This is a genomic window from Nocardioides turkmenicus, from assembly GCF_011045035.1.
GTDB lineage: Bacteria > Actinomycetota > Actinomycetes > Propionibacteriales > Nocardioidaceae > Nocardioides > Nocardioides turkmenicus.
The window spans coordinates 224,290-241,583 of sequence record NZ_JAALAA010000006.1; the positions used below are offsets into that span (position 1 = coordinate 224,290).

Consider the following 17,294-nt stretch of genomic DNA (forward strand, 5'->3'; position numbering starts at 1 on the left):
TGACGAGCGTTCCTTGGACGGGCCGGTTTGTCGAGCACCGTGAATGCCTGTCGATCACCGCCCCGATGGCACCCTGTGACGGTGGACGCGCGTGAGGTGAACCTGACTCTGGACTTCTGCCTCCGCGTCGGTGAGCTGCTGATCTCCACCGGCGCCGGGGCCGCTGACGTGACCGCGACGATGAGGTCGCTCTCCCAGCACCTCGGGCTCCGCGGAGCCGAGGTCGACGTCACCTACACCAGCCTCTCGATGAGCTACCAGGCCGATCCCGAGGCCATCCCGATCCACACCACCCGCCAGGTCAAGAACCGCACGATCGACTACGACCACCTGACCGCCGTCGACCACCTGGTCCGTCAGGTCGTACGCGACGAGGTGGACCTCCAGGGCGCCCGGATCGCGCTCGGCCGCATCATCTCCGGCGGCCACCGCCGGCCGCGCTGGGCGGCGACGCTCGGGATGGCGGTGATGGCTGCCGCGTTCACCGTCTACGTCGGTGGTGATCCCTGGGTCGTCGTCCTCTCTTTCATCTCGGGCGCCTCCATCGACCAGCTGCAGCACCTCCTCCACCGCCGCTGGCGGCTGCCGCTCTTCTACCTGCAGGTCGCCGGTGCGGGGCTGGCCACGCTGCTGGCGGTCATCGCCGCGGCGCTTCCGCTGGATCTCGACGTCTCGACCTCGATCACGGCCAACATCACCGTGATGCTGGCGGGGATCAGCTTCATGGGTGCCCTGCAGGACGCCCTGACCGGCTTCCACGTCACGGCCAGCGCCCGGATCATGGAGGCGCTGGTCTCCACGGCCGGGATCATCGCCGGAGTCACCGGCGGTCTGGTCTTCGCCGGTGCGGTCGGGGTGCCGATCCACGGCGCGGTCTCCGGTGGCACTACCACGCTGCAGTCGATCACCCTCGCGACGGTGGGCGGCGCGGTCGGCGCCGCGGCCTTCGCCTATGCGGCGTACGCACCGAAGCGGACGATGCTCCCGATCGCCCTCATCGCCGGCGTCGCCGTGGTGCTGTCGATCGTCGTGCCCGGCGACGTCGGACGTACGTGGCGGGTGGCCGTGGCCGCCCTCTTCATCGGTCTGGTCGCCTACTCGGTGGCCAACCGGCTGAAGGTGCCGCCGCTGGTCATCGTGGTCTCCTCCGTCGTGCCGTTCCTGCCGGGCTACTCGATCTACCGCGGCCTGACGATGCTCGCCCAGGAGACCCCCGCGACCACCTCGGTCGGCCTGGTCGCCCTCTTCACCGCGGCCTCGGTCGCGCTGGCCCTGGCCTCCGGCGTCTACCTCGGCGAGTTCATCGCCCAGCCGCTCAGCCGCCGGTCCTGGCGGATCGAGACCCGGCTCGCCGGGCCCCGCCTGGTCGGTCCGCTGCGGAAGGACCGCGCCACCACCCCGGTGCCGGCCGCCGAGTCCGACTCATAGGGACTCACAGCCCGCCCAGCACCTCGAACCAGCGCTCGGGAGTGGCGTCGTACGGCGCCCGCCCCTCCTTGACCGCGAGATATACCCGCTCGGCGGAGTCCTCGGTCATGGAGATGATCTCGGGCGGGTAGCCGTACTCGATCTGGTGGTGCTCGAACTCGTCCTCGTCGTCGATGTAGACCGAGCCGTCGAACTTCTTGACCACGTCGAGGTCGAGGTCGATGCAGGTGACCGTCGAGTCCTGCCACACCGGCGGAGTGCACATGTCGACATATATCTGCGAGGTCACGCGCCCGTTGGGCCGGTTGAAGGCGGGGAAGTGGGCCGCGTCGTGGTGGGGGACCAGGGTGACCGAGTCCCAGTCGGCGACCCAGCCCCGCCCCGGACGGGCGAACTCGGTGCCGACCGGGTGCCCGAGCCACTCACCGTGCTCGTCCTCGCCGAGGTAGAGCCCCGTGAAGGACCAGTGAGGCCGGCCACCCCACTTCGTGAACTCGACACGAACGGGATGACCGGCCTCGAAGCGCATGGCGCCGATTCTGCCTCAGCTCTGCTTCTTCGGCATCACGTACTTGGCCCCGAGCGCGATCAGGTCCTGGTAGCGCGAGCCGGTGAACTTGCCGAAGTTGTGGATCACGTGGGCGTCGAGTCCGACGAGCACGCGGGCCTGCTTCTTCTCGATGCCCTTGACGATGATCTCGGCGGCGCGCTCCGGCTCCATCTTGGCGAGCTTCTCGTCGAAGAACTTCGCGGTCGCCGCCTGGTCGTCCTTGGCCGAGACGCGGGCGCTGCGGGCGACCGCGGTCTTGATGCCACCGGGGTGGACCGAGGTGACGCCGACCTTGTGGCCGTCGATCAGCATCTCCTCGCGCAGCGCCTCGGTGAAGCCGCGCACGGCGTACTTGGCTGCGTTGTAGAAGGCCTGGTCGGGCATGGAGACCAGCCCGAACAGGGACGAGATGTTGACGATGTGCGCATCGCCCGACTCGATCAGGGCCGGCAGGAACAGCTTCGTGCCGTGCACGACGCCCCACCAGTCGATGCCGATGATCCAGTCGATGTCCTCCCAGTCCAGGTCGTTGACCCGGCCCGAGAGCGCGACGCCGGCGTTGTTGATCACCACGTTGACGGTGCCGAAGTGGGCGATGACGCCCTCGGCGTACGCGGTGAAGGCCTGGCGGTCGGCCACGTCGAGCAGGTCCGACTTGATCTCGCGGGCGCCGGCCTGCTTGGCCAGCTCGACGGTCTCGGCCAGACCGGCCTCGTTGACGTCGGAGAGCGCCAGCCGTGCGCCGCGGCCGGCGAGGTTGAGCGCGAGGGCGCGGCCGATGCCGGAGCCGGCTCCGGTGAGAACGACTACCTTGTCGTCGAAGGACTTCATGCGGGGACACTCTCCTTGGTCGTGGCCGGGCCGGCCGGGCTGGTCGGCGTGGTCGCGGCGGTGACGACGTACTTGTCGACGTCGAACTTGCTGGTCAGGTGGCGGAACAGGAAGGTGAAGCTCGGCCAGAGGGTGGTGTTGCGGCCGTGCTCGTCGAGATACCACGACGCGCACCCGCCCTCCGACCAGACCGTCTTGTCCATCTTGCGCTGCAGGTCGTCGTTCCAGGCGGACGTGGCGTCCTCGGTGGGTTCGACCGTGGCGTACGCATTCGTACGCATCGTGCGGATCGCGTCGCGGATGTAGGCCACCTGCGACTCGATCATGTAGACCATCGAGGAGTGGCCGAGACCGGTGTTGGGGCCGACCACGAAGAAGAGGTTGGGGAACTCGGGGACGGTGGTGCCCTTGTAGGCGCTCATCCCCGTCTCCGCGAACCGCTCGGCCATGGTGCGGCCCTTGCTGCCGGTGATCGCGTGGGCGATCGGGAGGTCGGTGGTGTAGAAACCGGTCGCCACCACCAGGACGTCGATCTCGCGGCTGGTGCCGTCCTTGGCGACGATCGCGTTCTCGCTGACCCGGTCGATGCCGTCGGTGATCAGGTCGACGTTGTCGGCGGCCAGCGCCGGGTAGTAGGCGTTGGAGATCAGCGTGCGCTTGCAGCCGAGCGTGTAGTCGGGGGTGACCTTGCGGCGCAGCTCGGGGTCCTTGATCCCGCGGCGGATGTTGTTCCTCGCCATCAGCTCGTGGGCCTTGGTGAGCCTGGGCTCCACGGCGAGACCCAGGACGCGGACCTCCAGGCCCCAGTAGACCGCCGCGCGGGCGAGGCGCTGGGCGCCGGGCACGTGGCGGAAGGCGGCCTTCTCGAGCTTGGAGTAGCGGTGCTCGTTGCGGGGGAGCACCCAGGGTGCGGTGCGCTGGTAGACGTCGAGGCGCGCTGCCTTCTTCTGGATCTCCGGGACGATCTGGATCGCGCTGGCGCCGGTGCCGATCACCGCGACGCGCTTGCCGGTCAGGTCGACGTCGTGGTTCCACTGGGCGGAGTGGAAGATCTCGCCCCGGAAGGTGTCGATGCCCGCGATGTCCGGGAGCTTCGGCTCGGAGAGCGCGCCGGGGCCGGCGATGACGGTGGTGGCGGCGTACGTCCTCTTGCCGTTGGTTCCCTCGGTCTCGACGAGCCAGCGCTGCTGGGTCTCGTCCCAGGTCGCGGCGGTCACCGCGGTGTCGAAGACGAAGCGGTCCAGGGTGCCGGAACTCTCGGCGACCTTCTTGATGTATGCCTCGATCTCCGGCTGGGGCGAGAAGCTCATCGACCAGTCGGGGTTGAGGGCGAAGGAGTAGCTGTAGAGCTGGCTGGGCACGTCGCAGGCGGCACCGGGGTAGGTGTTGTCGCGCCAGGTGCCACCGACGCCGGAGCCCTTCTCGATGACGACGAAGTCGCGCTCGCCGTCCTCCTCGAGCTTGATCGCCGCGCACAGGCCTCCGAAGCCGGCGCCGACGATGAGGTGGTCGACGTGGGTGAGGTCAGCAGTGGTCATACTTCGAGTATGGCTTGCCTATTGAACAGGTGTCAATAGAATGGATCGCATGAGCCAACGGACGAGACTGACGCCCGAGCAGCGCCGCGAACAGCTGCTGGACCTGGGCATTCGCCTCTTCGCGCACCACTCCCTCGACGAGATCTCGATCGACGTGGTGGCGCGTGAGGCCGGGATCTCGCGCGGGCTGCTCTACCACTACTTCGGCGACAAGATGGCCTTCCGCGAGGCGGTCGTACGCCGCGCCGCCGACGCGCTCGTCGCCCAGACCGCCCCGCCCGCGACGGGGGAGCCGGTCGAGCGCCTGCTGGCCTCGATGACGGCCTACGTCGACTTCGTCGACGCCAACTACGAGGGGTACGTCTCGATGGTCCGCGGCGCCGCGAGCGACCCGGTCCTGCGCGAGATCTACGACGAGGCTTTCGGCGCGCTGGGGCTCCGGATCTTCGACGCCGGTGCCGACTTCGTCGAGGACACCCCGGCCGCCCGGCTGATGGTGCGCGGGTGGCAGGCGATGTCGGAGGAGCTGGTGCTCTCCTGGAAGGCGGACCCCGCGGGGCTGTCGCGCGAGGAGCTGCTGGGGGTGCTGGCCGGGTCGCTGCCGGTGCTGCTGGAGATGCTGCCCGAAAGGACTAGGCGCGAATAGCCCGATCGGGTCTCCCCGCGAGTCCCGCGTGACCTTAATGTTCGGCCTCTGTGCTCCGGGGCGTCCGTGAGCCTCGTCCCCAGGAGTCTCGAAGCATGTCGTGGTTCAGTGCTGTCCTGCGTGCGCGCATGACGCGTGCCGTCGGAGCCGTCGCGGTCGTCCTTGCCGCGATCGGTCCTGTCTCCGCAAGCCCCTCGGCCTCCGCGGCCGAGCCGGCAGCGCCGAAGATCGCCAGCGCCTCCTACCCGACGTTCCTGGCCCCCTCGGCGATGCGGTGGCGCGGGTCCCACTGGAGTGCCACCCCGGCCTTCAGCTGGAAGCCGTCGACGACGACCGGGGTCGCGAAGTATCAGGTGCAGTCCTGGCACGGCGCCCGATGGGGCTCGTACGTTCGCGCGTCGAACACGCCCTACTCCGGGACGATGTACTCCGGCTACCGCTCCACGATCGACACGTACGCGGCCTCCCGCACCTCCATCGCCCCGGCGGTCTACTCCGGTGACCAGGTGTGTCGCCGCGTACGCGCCGTCAACGCCGCCGGCGCGGCTGGTCCGTGGTCGGGATGGAAGTGCACCTACGCCCCGTTGGGCACCGAGGAGCTCGAACGCGGCTTCGACGTGACCCCGTTCAAGTACGTCGTGCGCAACAACGGCGCGTGCTGTAACCCGGTCAACTCGGGCACGTACCTCGCCAAGGGCATCCGGATGCGAGTGCGCACCGGGCCGGTCTACGGCAAGGCGCGGATCTACATCGGCACGACCTACCTGGGCGAGGTCAGCGGCTACGCGAAGGAGTACGGCTACAAGTACGTCACGCGGCAGAAGACGTCCAACCTCAAGGGCAGGATCCGGGTCCGGTCGCTCTCGTCGACCCGCTCGTTCCGGTTCGTGTCGCTGTGGGCGCTGCGGGCGACCGCACCTGTCGGCACGAGCAGGGTGACACCGCGGCCTTGGGGTTCGACCGAGCAGCCTGATGAGCACACCAGGACCGGCACGGACAGCGTCGCCCCACGCATGACGTCGTTCACCGTCTCGCCCACGTTCCCGACCGTTCGCAATCGCAACGGCGTCTACGGGGTCAAGGCCACGTGGAAGGCCAGCGACAACGTGAAGGTCGCCGGCTACGAGATCGCTGGTAAGTGGGGTGGTCACACCTCCTACGAGGACGGCGGCGGCTTCTACCAGACGACCAGCACGGCGATGTCGGCGAACGTGGACTTCGCGGGAACGTCCAACTGCCAGCGGGTCCGGGCCTTCGACGCGGCCGGCAACCACTCGGCATGGACGGCCTGGAAGTGTGCCTACTCGCCGCTGGAGCCTCTGAGCGGGAACTGGACGATCGGCGCCGCCAGCGAGGCAGGCGGCAAGATCTGGTCCTCGGTGCGGGACCAGGACGAGTTCGGCAGCCACCTCCGTACGACCGAGCGCTGGACGGCCAAGCGACTCCGGATCCAGTATCGAGTCGGCCCGTCGTACGGCCGGGCGAAGGTCTACGTCGGTGGGACCTACTTCGGCACCATCAACGCCCACTCCGCGACCTACGGCAACCGCTGGATCACGCTCACTGCCGACCGCGAGGCGCACGAGCGGGTCAGGTTCGTGCCGCTCACGACGAAGACCGTCTTCATCGGCAACGTCTTCGTCATGCCCGACGTCGCCAAGTCGGTGCCGCCGGCGCCGACTCGCTACTGACGCGTCCGCCTCGCTGACGCCGCCGCTGGTCGCGTGCGTCGACGTGTGACACAGGCGCGTGCACCCGGGAAAGCCGTCACCGGTCCCAACCGATCGACGACCGACTACGTCAGTAGGGCGTCGGGGGTTGGACCGGAGAAGGAGAGATGTTGAGCAGGGACGAGGAGTTCACGGCCTACGTCAGCGAGAGACGCGCGCACCTGTTCCGCGCGGCCTACCTGCTGTGCGGTGACGAACATCGCGCCGAGGACATCGTGCAGCTGACGCTGTCGAAGGTGTACGCCGCGTGGCGGCGGGTGAAGAAGGCCGACAGCGTCGATGCCTACGTACGCCGGGTGCTGGTCAACAGCCACCTGGACGAAGGTCGCCGTCCGTGGCGGCGTGAGCGATCGGGTGAGATCGCCGACCGGCCGGCGACGGCCGGCCTCGGGGTCGAGGAGCTCGATGAGCTCTGGACGGCGCTTCGATCTCTTCCCGCAGGTCAGCGCCGGGTCGTGGTGCTTCGACACTACTGGGGTCTGTCGGTCGAGGAGACGGCCGCCGACCTCGGGGTCAGCAGCGGGACGGTCAAGAGCCAGACCTCGACCGCCCTGGCCAACCTGCGCCGCGCCCTTCGTCCCGGCCACGCTTCCGCCGACGTTGCCCGAGGAGGCCAGCGATGAACACGTTCGACGACGACACCCTGCTGCGCGACAGCCTCTACCGCATCGGAGCGACCGCGCCGGTCCCGCTCGCGGACCCCGCCGAGGACGTACGCCGCGGCCGCCGCCGCGTACGCCGGACCCGCCTGGTCGCGACCGTCGGGACCGTGATGGCGGTCGGGATCATCGGCATCGCCGGGGTGGCGCTCCAGCCCGTCATCGCGGACCGGGCCACCGATCCGGCGGGGTCGCCGACGGTCACCTCGACCTCGTCGGTGCGCCGGGCCGAGTCGGTCGCGCAGGCGCTGCCCAGCACGTTCGACCTGGCGATCAACGTGATGTTCGAGCGCGACGGCGCCTTGGCAGGCGTCCCCGACGTCGTGATGAGGCCGTTGCAGGCGACGACCGATGAGGCCATCACGATCTGGACGGCGAAGGCGGAGCAGATCGACGCCGGCGGTGACCAGGAGCTCGCGGATGTCCTCGGGAGGATCCAGCAGTCGTTGGATGGCATGCCGAAGACACGATCGGACATCCGTGACACGGCCCGGACCCAGGTGGCGGCGGCAGCGGCCTACGGGACACTCGCCGATGATCTCTTGTCGCTCGCGACGCTCGTGCCGTCGGTCGGTGACGCCGAGATCGATGCCCAGATCGAAGCGCTCGGCGCCATTCGCCCGGCGTTCCGGTCATTGGGCGAGGAGCGGGCCATCATGATGGAGGCGCTCACGAAGAAGCGCGAGCACTCGCAGGCTCTTGATATGCCCGCCGAGCCCATCGGCGAGGACGACCTCGCGTCGCTCGCCTCGGCCGAGGCCACCTGGCGTCGATCGCTCGCGGACTTCTACACGGCGACCTCGGAGCGTCAGCGCGAGGCCCTCGACCGGATCACCTACAACACGGCGTCAGACGGGGCCATCGGGGTTCCCGCGCACCGGGCGGTCAACCAGGTCCTGTCCACCGGAAGCCTGGACCAGGTGACGATGACGCCGGACGCTTACACGGCGTCCTGCACCGAGCTCATCCGGGGGCTGCAGAAGCTGTTCGTCGCTGCGGCGAACGAGATCATCGACGATCTCGCCGCGCTCGACCGCTAGCGGGGTGTAACACGTCGTTCGACGTACATTCCGGTCGTTCTCTTGGGGCGACCAGTACGTCGAACGACGTGTTACAGGGCGGCTCGGCCCTACTCGGAGACGGCCGCCTCGAGCTGGTCGAGGGCCCAGTGGAGGTCCTCCTCGGCGATCACCAGGGGCGGCGCGAGGCGGATGGTGGAGCCGTGGGTGTCCTTGGCGAGCACGCCGCGGGCGAGGAGGCGCTCGCAGATCTCGCGGCCGGTGCCGACGGCCGGGTCGATGTCGACGCCGGCCCACAGGCCGCGGGAGCGGAAGCCGACGATGCCCTTGCCGACCATCGCGAGGAGGCGGTCGCGGAGGACCTGGCCGAGCGCCTCGGCGCGGGCCTGGAACTCGCCGGTCTCGAGCAGCTCGATGACGGCGGTGCCGACGGCGCAGGCGAGCGGGTTGCCACCGAAGGTGGAGCCGTGCTGGCCGGGGCCGATGACGCCGAGCACGTCGCGGTCGGCGACGACCGCCGAGACCGGGACGATGCCGCCGCCGAGGGCCTTGCCGAGGATGTACATGTCCGGCTTCACACCGGCGTGGTCGCAGGCGAACGTGTAGCCGGTGCGGCCCAGGCCGGCCTGGATCTCGTCGGCGGCGAAGAGCACGTTCTCGCGGGTGCAGAGCTCGCGCAGGCCGATCAGGAAGTCGTCGCCGGGGATGACGACGCCGGACTCACCCTGGATGGGCTCGACCAGGACGGCCACGGTGTTGGGGGTGATCGCGGCCTCGATCGCGGCGAGGTCGGCGTACGGGACCATCACGAAGCCGGGGGCGAACGGGCCGAAGCCGTCGCGCGCGTCGGCGTCGTCGGAGAAGCCGACGATCGTGGTGGTGCGGCCGTGGAAGTTGCCGGCCATCACGATGATCTCGGCCTGGTCGGCCGGGACGCCCTTGACGTCGTAGCCCCACTTGCGGGCGACCTTGATCGCCGTCTCGACGGCCTCGGCGCCGGTGTTCATCGGCAGCACCATGTCCTTGCCGCACATCGCGGCCAGGCGGGCGGTGAACTCGGCGAACTGGTCGTGCACGAACGCACGCGAGGTCAGGGTGACCTTGTCGAGCTGCTCACGGGCTGCGGACAGCAGCGCGGGGTGACCGTGACCGAAGTTCAGCGCGCTGTAGCCGGCCAGCATGTCGAGGCAGTGACGGCCGTCGACGTCGGTCACCCAGGCGCCCTCGGCGTGGCTGATCACCACCTCGAGGGGGTGATAGTTGTGCGCGGAGTGTGCCTCGGCGGCCGCGAAGGCGGCGGGGGTCAAGCTGGTCGCAGCGGTGGCCTGAGCCTCGTTGAGCAGGGTCATCGCACTCCTCCATCGTGGGTGTTCTGGGTGATCTGAACCAGGATCATCTGATTGTCAGACAATCCTACGATCAGGTTACGCCAGATGTCTCATCGCTGTCGCGCCTGCGGGGAAGCCCCGCATGGTCGAACGTCGAACGCGCAGCTCGACGGGCACCCCTATGAATCGGGGAGGTTCGGTGGTGCCCTCGATCACGTCGATGAGTGCGGAGGCTGCCTGGCGGCCGACGTCGCGAGGAAAGGCGAACATGCCGGTGATCTGCGGTGAGGTCAGTTGCAGCGCGCCGCTGTCGACGGCGCTGCAGACGCCCAGCTCGGCCGGCACGCTGATGCCGCGGTTCTGCGCTTCGTGGAGCGCGCCTATGGCCAAGTACTCCGCACTTGTGAAGACCGCGTCGGGCGGCGTCTTGCTGTCGAGCAACGATGCCAGGGCCTGGCCGGCGTCTTGCAGGGTCGGCTGCTCTGCGATCTCTACGACGCGATGCGTGATGCCTTTGGCTTCAGCCCACGACCGGTATCCCTCGGTGAGGTCCCATGTATAGGAGCGGGTCCTTCTTGTGGTGATGAAGGCCGGCTTTCGGTAGCCCTGTTCCCAGAGGTGGTCCAGCATCGTCGCTGCTGCGTCCTGGAGTTGATGATCGACGACTGCTCGGATCCGCCGCCCTCTGACGATCGGTCGGGCGGTGGTCACGATCGGAGGCTTGGGCTTGAGTTCGGGAGAGAACCATGACTCCTCCCCAGTAGGGTCCACGAGAATCACGCCGTCCACCGCGAACTGAGCCAAATCGAAGGGGCTCGAGGTGGGTGAAGCCATCACGAGTGCGTAGGAGCGCTCGTCAGCCACCTCCGCAGCACCGTTGAGCAGCTCGAGAAAGTATTCGGAGTTGGGTACCAGTGAGCAGCCGTCGGTTGCTTGGACGGAGTTCGCGATCTGCACCGCAAAGGTCCTGCTGTGGCGGGTCATCAGCTGCTGCGCGTGCACGTTGGCTCGATAGCCGAGCGAGGCGGCGGCGCGCTTGACCCTCTCCCGGGTCGCAGCCGCTACTCGGCCACGTTCTCCCAGTACGTGGGAGACCGTGGTGATGGAGACCCCAGCCTCCCGAGCTACATCCTGGATCGTGGCGCGCATCGCGTTGGTCCCTCCCATGCCAAACCGCTTTGGACCCATCATGCATGCTGGCGCCAAAGCGCTTTGGCAGGAGGAGAGATGAAGGTACTCGTCATTAGTTCCAGCCCGCGACGGGCGGGTAACTCCGCGGCGATGGCACAGCAGGCAGCAAACGGCGCGGAGGCGGCGGGGCACGAGGTCGAGTTGCTCCACCTCAGCGACTTCGTGGACGGAGTGTTGGGCGACTGCCGGCGCTGCCGCGACAGTCACGGCCGATGCTCGATCCTCGACGAGTACGAGACCCTTCTCGTGGATCACGTGGTCCCTGCGGACGCCGTCGTGATCGCGACTCCGTTGCACTACTACGGCATGACCAGTCGTCTGAAAGCGTTCTTCGACCGGCTGTTCTGCTACACCTCGAACAGTGCGCCCGACGGGGAGCGCGTGATGGCCGGACTCACCGGCAAGCGCATCGGCCTCCTGGTCTCATGCGAGGAGAACTATCAGGGAGCCACGCTCGGGCTCGTCACCCAGTTCCAAGAGCTCACGCGCTACAACCGACAGGAACTCGCCGGCGTAGTCGTGGGAGTGAGCAACTCTCGTGGTGAGGTCAAGTGGGACCCGGCCAACCCACTGCAACGGGCCTACGACCTGGGGGAGCGCCTCTTCACCACGCATGTGACGGACTATCGGCTCGACACTCCGCGCTCCAACCGCGTGTGGGCCGATCACGGTGTCCCAGCAAAGCCCCCGGTGGCAGGAGACGAGGTCGTGTCGGTGACCAGCATCCAGTAAGCAAGTGCGTGACCCGGCGGCGTACGTCTTGATTTGTCTCTGCCGTGCGAGGGCTCGTAACCTTGTGAGGTCGTGACTCCTGCCGCGTCCTGATCCCTGGTTCGATAAGAACTGCGCACGGTCAGGGACGCAGATCCGGATGACTGTCGCTGGGACCACCCAGAGGACAGGGCAAGCCGGGCCGTGTTCGTCAGAAGCCACGCAGCACCATCCCGGTGCGCATCCGTGCGCCGGGTCCAACGAACTAAGAAGGCACACGTGCGTACTTACGCTCCCAAGCCGGGCGACATCGAGCGCGCCTGGCTCGTGATCGACGCGACCGACGTCCGTCTCGGCCGCCTCGCTGTCCAGGTCGCCGAGCTCCTCCGCGGCAAGCACAAGGCGATCTTCGCGCCCAACGCGGACACCGGCGACTTCGTCATCGTCATCAACGCCGAGAAGGTCTCCCTCTCCGGCAACAAGAAGACCACCAAGCTGGCTTACCGTCACTCGGGTTACCCGGGCGGTCTGACGGCCACCCCGATCGGTGAGGTCCTGGACAAGGACGCTCGCAAGGCGATCGAGAAGGCGGTGTGGGGCATGCTGCCGAAGAACAAGCTCGGCCGTCAGATGCTCAAGAAGCTGAAGGTCTACTCCGGCCCTGAGCACCCGCACGCCGCGCAGCAGGCCGTTCCGTTCGAGATCAAGCAGATCGCCCAGTGAGCCAGGACCAGAACATGACTGAGAACACCGTAGAGGTCGAGGAGACCTTCGAGACCGACGAGCAGGGCCTCGCCTACACCTCCGAGAGCGCCCCGTCCGCCGACACCCCCGAGCGTCCCGCGACCATCGCCCCGGCTGCCGCCACCGGCCGCCGCAAGGAGGCCGTCGCCCGCGTCCGGATCGTCCCGGGCACCGGCGCGTGGACCATCAACGGTCGCACCATCGAGGACTACTTCCCCAACAAGCTGCACCAGCAGGTCGCGAACGAGCCGTTCGTCGCGCTGCAGCTCGAGGGCCGCTTCGACGTGATCGCCCGCATCGACGGCGGCGGCATCGCCGGTCAGGCCGGCGCGCTGCGTCTCGGCGTGGCCCGTGCGCTGAACGACGTCGACGTCGAGGCCAACCGCCCGACCCTGAAGAAGGCCGGTCTGCTGACCCGCGACGCCCGCGTCGTGGAGCGGAAGAAGGCCGGTCTCAAGAAGGCCCGCAAGGCCTCGCAGTTCAGCAAGCGCTGATCGCCCTCGCGATCGCCTAGCATTGTTGGGGTGCCTCGGCTCGCCGAGGCACCCCAACTCTTTTCGGGCGGGGGCCGACGTACGAAAGAAGGTCACACGGACGTGGCACGCCTTTTCGGCACTGACGGGGTTCGCGGTCTCGCGAACGGCGAGGTCCTCACCGCCTCGCTCGCCCAGAAGCTGGCGACCTCTGCAGCACTGGTCCTGACCGAGGAGCTTCGCGGCTCCGGCAGCGGACGTAAGCCGCTGGCGGTCATCGGCAACGACTCGCGCGTCTCCGGGCAGTTCCTCCAGGCGACGGTCGCCGGCGGGCTCGCCTCGGCGGGCTGCGACGTGATCGAGGTGGGCGTCCTGCCGACGCCCGGCGTCGCCTACCTCACCGCGGCGCTCCAGGCCGACCTCGGCGTGGTCATCTCGGCCTCGCACAACCCGATGCCCGACAACGGCATCAAGTTCCTCCAGCGCGGCGGGCACAAGCTCGACGACGTGCTCGAGGACCGGATCGAGGCCCACGTCGATGAGCCCTGGGACCGCCCGACCGGCGCCTCGGTGGGCCGGATCTCGTCCCACGACAACCCAGTGGAGACGTACGCAGCCCACCTGGTCTCCACGCTCGAGCGCCGTCTCGACGGGCTGACCGTCGTCGTCGACTGCGCCAACGGCGCCGCCGCGGCCGCCGGGCCGCTCGCCCTGGACCAGGCCGGCGCGAAGGTCATCGCGATCAACGACACCAACGACGGGCTCTCGATCAACGACGGCGTCGGCTCGACCCACCCGGAGATGCTCCAGAAGGCGGTCGTCGAGCACGGCGCCGACGTCGGCTTCGCCTGGGACGGCGACGCCGACCGCTGCCTGGCTGTCGACGCCGAGGGCAACCTCGTCGACGGCGACCAGCTGATCGCCATCCTCGCGCTCGGACTCCACGACGCCGGCCGGCTCCCCGACGACACCGTCGTGGTCACCGTGATGAGCAACCTCGGCTTCGTCAAGGCGATGGACGCCGCCGGCGTGCAGGTGAAGCAGACCGCCGTCGGCGACCGCTACGTGCTCGAGGAGATGCGCCGCGGCGGCTACGCCATCGGCGGCGAGCAGTCCGGCCACATCATCATGAGCGAGCACGCCACCACCGGCGACGGCATCCTCACCGCGCTGCACGTGCTGCAGCGGATGACCGACACCGGACGTACGCTCGCCGATCTCGCCTCCGTCGTCACCCGCCTCCCGCAGGTCCTGCTCAACGTCAAGGGCGTCGACAAGGCGCGCTGCAAGACCGACTCCGGTCTCCTGGAGGCGGTCGCCGCGGAGGAGACGGCCCTCGCCGGCTCCGGGCGCATCCTGCTGCGCCCGTCGGGCACCGAGAACCTCGTACGCGTCATGGTCGAGGCACCCACCCACCACGAGGCCGAGGCGTGTGCTGAGCGTCTCGCTGACGTGGTGCGGTCCCGGCTGGCCCTCTGACCCCTCTCGTCACACCCGGTGCCGAGTCGGCCCGTCATGACGGGCCGACTCGGCGTGGTTTTCGGTCAAGACGGGCCGACTCGGCGTCAGATTTTGCGGAGGCGTACGTAGCGGACGGAGTGATCGCTGTCCTTGCGGAGGACGAGGGTGGCGCGGGAGCGGGTGGGGAGGACGTTCTCGCGGAGGTTGGGGCCGTTGATCTCGTTCCAGATCTCGGTGGCGCGGGTGACCGCCTCGTCGTGGGACAGGGCCGCATACTTCGTGAAGTAGGACGACGGGTCGCGGAAGGCGGTCTCGCGCAGCCGCAGGAAGCGGTCGACGTACCACTGCTTGATGTCGCGCGACCCGGCGTCGACGTAGACGGAGAAGTCGAAGAAGTCGGAGAGTGCCGGCGAGATGGTGCCGTCGGCGCGGACGCGGGAGGGCTGCAGGACGTTGAGCCCCTCGAGGATGACGATGTCGGGCTTCTTGACGAGCACGGTCTGGTCGGTGACGTCGTAGGTGAGGTGCGAGTAGATCGGTGCGCGGACCTCGTCCTCGCCCGACTTGAGGTCGACGAGGAAGCGGAGGAGGGCCTTGCGGTCGTACGACTCCGGGAAGCCCTTCCGCTCCATCAGCCCGCGACGCTCGAGCTCGGCGTTGGGGTAGAGGAACCCGTCGGTGGTGACCAGGGCGACGTTGGGGTGCTCGGGCCAGTGGGCCAGCATCTGCTGGAGCACGCGCGCGGTCGTCGACTTGCCGACGGCGACGGACCCGGCGACGCCGATGACGAAGGGCGTACGCTCCGGCATCGTCTTGCCGAGGAACAGCTCCTGCTGGTCGTGGAGCTTGGCCGAGGCGCTCACGTAGAGGCTGAGCAGGCGGCTCAGCGGCAGGTATACCTCCTCGACCTCCTTGAGGTCTATCTGGTCGCCCAGGCCCCGAAGCGACTCGATCTCGGCCTCGGTCAGCGGACTCTCGGTCTCGGTCGCGAGCTCGGCCCACGCACTACGGTCGAGCTCGACGTAGGGCGAGGAGCCGCGGTCATCGCCGTGTGGCCCGGGGTGTGACATGGCAACGATTGTTACGCACCGGCGCCGCCACTTCCTGATGGGGTCCACGAGCGCCGTAGGATCATCCGCCATGTGCGGCATCGTTGGGTACGTCGGAGACCGGTCGGCGCAGAGCGTCGTGATCGATGGCCTGCGGCGGTTGGAGTACCGCGGCTATGACTCGGCCGGGATCGCGTTGGTGGCCGGCGGGAAGCTGGCCGTGGACAAGCGGGCCGGCAAGCTCGCCAACCTGGAGAAGGCGATCGTGGACACGCCGCTGCCGGCGTCGACGACCGGGATCGGCCACACCCGCTGGGCGACCCACGGCGGTCCGACCGACGGCAACGCCCATCCCCACATCGGCCGTGCCGGGCGCGTCGCGGTCGTCCACAACGGGATCATCGAGAACTTCGCCGAGCTCCGCGCCGAGCTGGAGGAGGCCGGGCACGAGTTCTCCTCGCAGACCGACACCGAGGTGGCCGCCCACCTGCTCGAGCGCGAGGTCGTCGGCGGGACCGACCTGACCGTCGCCATGCAGAAGGTCTGCTCGATCCTCGAAGGCGCGTTCACCTTCGTCGCGGTCGACGCCGAGGACCCGTCCCGGGTCGTCGCCGCCCGGCGCAACAGCCCGCTCGTGGTCGGTCTCGGCGAGGGCGAGTCGTTCCTCGGGTCGGACGTCGCCGCCTTCATCGAGCACACCCGCGAGGCGCTCGAGCTCGACCAGGACCAGGTCGTCACGATCACCCGCGACGGGGCGTCGGTGACCAACTTCGACGGCAGCCCCGCCGAGGGCCGCCGCTTCCACGTCGACTGGGATCTCGCGGCCGCGGAGAAGGACGGCCATGACTGGTTCATGCGCAAGGAGATCTTCGAGCAGCCTCGTGCGGTCGCCGACTCGCTGCTGGGGCGGCGTACGCCTTCGGGGTCGCTCCACCTCGACGAGATGCGGCTCGACGACGACGAGCTGCGCGAGGTCACCAAGATCATCATCATCGCCGCGGGGACCTCGTTCTACGCGGGCATGGTCGCCAAGTACGCCATCGAGCACTGGTGCCGGATCTCGGTCGAGGTCGAGCTGGCCTCCGAGTTCCGCTACCGCGACCCGATCCTCGACAACTCCACCCTCGTGGTCGCCATCTCGCAGTCCGGCGAGACCGCCGACACCCTGCAGGCGATCCGGCACGCCCGCTCGCAGCGCTCCAAGGTGCTGGCGATCTGCAACACCAACGGCTCCACGATCCCGCGCGAGTCCGACGCGGTGATCTACACCCACGCCGGCCCGGAGATCGGGGTCGCCTCGACCAAGGGGTACGTCACCCAGCTGGTCGCCTGCTACCTGCTCGCGCTCTACCTGGCCCAGGTCAAGGGCACCAAGTACGGCGACGAGATCGACGCCGTGATGACCCAGCTCGAGGCGATGCCTGCTGCCGTGGCTCAGGTCCTGGAGACGGCTCCGCAGGTCTACGAGCTCGCGCGTGAGTACGCCGACCGCCGGGCGTTCCTGTTCCTCGGGCGCCACGCCGGCTATCCGGTCGCACTGGAGGGCGCGCTCAAGCTCAAGGAGCTCGCCTACCTGCATGCCGAGGGGTTCGCCGCCGGCGAGCTCAAGCACGGCCCGATCGCGCTGGTCGAGGAGGGCCTGCCGATCTGGTGCATCGTGCCCCCGCGCGGCCGTGACTTCCTCCACGACAAGATGCGCTCGGGGATCATGGAGGTACGCGCCCGAGGCGCCCGCACCATCGCGCTGGTCGAGGAGGGCGACGACTCCGTCGACGCGGTCTCCGACACGATCATCCGGCTGCCGAAGGTGCCGGTGCTGCTGCAGCCCCTCGTCGCGGTCGTGCCGATGCAGCTCTTCGCCTGCCAGCTCGCCACCGAGCTCGGCTACGACGTCGACCAGCCGCGCAACCTCGCCAAGTCCGTCACGGTCGAGTGA

General features: G+C 68.7%; 16 protein-coding genes. 10 read left to right on the top strand and 6 right to left on the bottom strand.

Translation table 11 applies throughout. The features are described 5' to 3' along the window. The first annotated feature begins 81 nt into the window (after nt 1-81). Nucleotides 82-1,428, top strand: coding sequence for a threonine/serine exporter family protein (locus tag G5C66_RS09355; protein ID WP_338144122.1), 1,347 nt, complete (start codon nt 82-84; stop codon nt 1,426-1,428). A gap of 4 nt (nt 1,429-1,432) precedes the next feature. On the opposite strand, the gene G5C66_RS09360 is transcribed toward G5C66_RS09355, so the two are convergent. From G5C66_RS09360 to G5C66_RS09370, 3 genes are read right to left on the bottom strand one after another with little or no spacing between them, the layout of a single operon-like run. Then, nucleotides 1,433-1,957: a ribonuclease FAU-1 family protein gene (locus G5C66_RS09360; RefSeq protein WP_165110684.1), complete on the bottom strand. Its 525-nt coding sequence runs from the start codon at nt 1,955-1,957 to the stop codon at nt 1,433-1,435. A 15-nt stretch (nt 1,958-1,972) separates the two neighbouring features. Continuing rightward, the gene (locus G5C66_RS09365) at nt 1,973-2,809 is read right to left on the bottom strand and encodes an SDR family NAD(P)-dependent oxidoreductase (protein WP_165110685.1); all 837 of its coding nucleotides are present in this window, start codon (nt 2,807-2,809) and stop codon (nt 1,973-1,975) included. Next, nucleotides 2,806-4,347 carry a flavin-containing monooxygenase gene (locus G5C66_RS09370; RefSeq protein ID WP_165110686.1) on the bottom strand — a complete coding sequence of 514 codons (1,542 nt, stop codon included), beginning with the start codon at nt 4,345-4,347 and terminating at the stop codon, nt 2,806-2,808. The genes G5C66_RS09365 and G5C66_RS09370 overlap by 4 nt, the downstream gene beginning before the upstream one ends. Nucleotides 4,348-4,396: 49 nt before the next feature. Here G5C66_RS09370 and G5C66_RS09375 point away from each other — a divergent pair, with 49 nt between their 5' ends. The 4 genes from G5C66_RS09375 (at nt 4,397) to G5C66_RS09390 (ending at nt 8,422) form a co-directional block, all read left to right on the top strand. Beyond that, nucleotides 4,397-4,993 carry a TetR/AcrR family transcriptional regulator gene (locus G5C66_RS09375; RefSeq protein WP_241248359.1) on the top strand — a complete coding sequence of 199 codons (597 nt, stop codon included), beginning with the start codon at nt 4,397-4,399 and terminating at the stop codon, nt 4,991-4,993. 128 nt (nt 4,994-5,121) lie between these two features. Continuing rightward, on the top strand, nt 5,122-6,684 hold the full coding sequence (locus G5C66_RS09380) for a hypothetical protein (protein ID WP_165110688.1): 1,563 nt from the start codon (nt 5,122-5,124) through the stop codon (nt 6,682-6,684). 146 nt (nt 6,685-6,830) lie between these two features. Continuing rightward, nucleotides 6,831-7,346, top strand: coding sequence for a SigE family RNA polymerase sigma factor (locus G5C66_RS09385; protein WP_165110689.1), 516 nt, complete (start codon nt 6,831-6,833; stop codon nt 7,344-7,346). Continuing rightward, nucleotides 7,343-8,422, top strand: coding sequence for a nitrate- and nitrite sensing domain-containing protein (locus G5C66_RS09390; protein WP_165110690.1), 1,080 nt, complete (start codon nt 7,343-7,345; stop codon nt 8,420-8,422). The genes G5C66_RS09385 and G5C66_RS09390 overlap by 4 nt, the downstream gene beginning before the upstream one ends. Before the next feature lie 89 nt (nt 8,423-8,511). On the opposite strand, the gene rocD is transcribed toward G5C66_RS09390, so the two are convergent. After that, on the bottom strand, nt 8,512-9,750 hold the full coding sequence (rocD, locus tag G5C66_RS09395) for an ornithine--oxo-acid transaminase (RefSeq protein ID WP_165110691.1): 1,239 nt from the start codon (nt 9,748-9,750) through the stop codon (nt 8,512-8,514). A 75-nt stretch (nt 9,751-9,825) separates the two neighbouring features. Next, nucleotides 9,826-10,878, bottom strand: coding sequence for a LacI family DNA-binding transcriptional regulator (locus G5C66_RS09400; protein WP_165110692.1), 1,053 nt, complete (start codon nt 10,876-10,878; stop codon nt 9,826-9,828). A gap of 78 nt (nt 10,879-10,956) precedes the next feature. Here G5C66_RS09400 and G5C66_RS09405 point away from each other — a divergent pair, with 78 nt between their 5' ends. From G5C66_RS09405 to glmM, 4 genes are all read left to right on the top strand, one after another. Next, nucleotides 10,957-11,652, top strand: coding sequence for a flavodoxin family protein (locus G5C66_RS09405; protein WP_165110693.1), 696 nt, complete (start codon nt 10,957-10,959; stop codon nt 11,650-11,652). Between the two features lie 258 nt (nt 11,653-11,910). Next, on the top strand, nt 11,911-12,354 hold the full coding sequence (gene rplM / locus G5C66_RS09410) for a 50S ribosomal protein L13 (protein WP_008362447.1): 444 nt from the start codon (nt 11,911-11,913) through the stop codon (nt 12,352-12,354). Between the two features lie 14 nt (nt 12,355-12,368). Continuing rightward, a complete protein-coding gene (rpsI, locus tag G5C66_RS09415) occupies nt 12,369-12,869 on the top strand; it encodes a 30S ribosomal protein S9 (RefSeq protein ID WP_008362446.1) in 501 nt (166 codons plus the stop codon). Nucleotides 12,870-12,971: 102 nt separating this feature from the next. Then, on the top strand, nt 12,972-14,327 hold the full coding sequence (gene glmM / locus G5C66_RS09420) for a phosphoglucosamine mutase (protein ID WP_165110694.1): 1,356 nt from the start codon (nt 12,972-12,974) through the stop codon (nt 14,325-14,327). Between the two features lie 86 nt (nt 14,328-14,413). Here glmM and coaA read toward each other — a convergent pair whose 3' ends face one another. Beyond that, nucleotides 14,414-15,379 carry a type I pantothenate kinase gene (coaA, locus tag G5C66_RS09425; RefSeq protein ID WP_165110695.1) on the bottom strand — a complete coding sequence of 322 codons (966 nt, stop codon included), beginning with the start codon at nt 15,377-15,379 and terminating at the stop codon, nt 14,414-14,416. A gap of 70 nt (nt 15,380-15,449) precedes the next feature. Between coaA and glmS the strand changes: the two genes are divergently transcribed. Next, nucleotides 15,450-17,294, top strand: a complete 1,845-nt coding sequence (gene glmS, locus G5C66_RS09430) for a glutamine--fructose-6-phosphate transaminase (isomerizing) (RefSeq protein ID WP_165110696.1) — start codon at nt 15,450-15,452, stop codon at nt 17,292-17,294.

Bases quoted from the DNA above. Each gene is read 5' to 3' on its own strand.
- G5C66_RS09360 (WP_165110684.1), bottom strand. From the start codon at position 1,957: ATGCGCTTCGAGGCCGGTCATCCCGTTCGTGTCGAGTTCACGAAGTGG.
- G5C66_RS09365 (WP_165110685.1), bottom strand. From the start codon at position 2,809: ATGAAGTCCTTCGACGACAAGGTAGTCGTTCTCACCGGAGCCGGCTCC.
- G5C66_RS09370 (WP_165110686.1), bottom strand. From the start codon at position 4,347: ATGACCACTGCTGACCTCACCCACGTCGACCACCTCATCGTCGGCGCC.
- G5C66_RS09375 (WP_241248359.1), top strand. From the start codon at position 4,397: ATGAGCCAACGGACGAGACTGACGCCCGAGCAGCGCCGCGAACAGCTG.
- G5C66_RS09380 (WP_165110688.1), top strand. From the start codon at position 5,122: ATGACGCGTGCCGTCGGAGCCGTCGCGGTCGTCCTTGCCGCGATCGGT.
- G5C66_RS09385 (WP_165110689.1), top strand. From the start codon at position 6,831: ATGTTGAGCAGGGACGAGGAGTTCACGGCCTACGTCAGCGAGAGACGC.
- G5C66_RS09390 (WP_165110690.1), top strand. From the start codon at position 7,343: ATGAACACGTTCGACGACGACACCCTGCTGCGCGACAGCCTCTACCGC.
- rocD (WP_165110691.1), bottom strand. From the start codon at position 9,750: ATGACCCTGCTCAACGAGGCTCAGGCCACCGCTGCGACCAGCTTGACC.
- G5C66_RS09400 (WP_165110692.1), bottom strand. From the start codon at position 10,878: ATGCGCGCCACGATCCAGGATGTAGCTCGGGAGGCTGGGGTCTCCATC.
- G5C66_RS09405 (WP_165110693.1), top strand. From the start codon at position 10,957: ATGAAGGTACTCGTCATTAGTTCCAGCCCGCGACGGGCGGGTAACTCC.
- rpsI (WP_008362446.1), top strand. From the start codon at position 12,369: ATGACTGAGAACACCGTAGAGGTCGAGGAGACCTTCGAGACCGACGAG.
- coaA (WP_165110695.1), bottom strand. From the start codon at position 15,379: ATGTCACACCCCGGGCCACACGGCGATGACCGCGGCTCCTCGCCCTAC.
- glmS (WP_165110696.1), top strand. From the start codon at position 15,450: ATGTGCGGCATCGTTGGGTACGTCGGAGACCGGTCGGCGCAGAGCGTC.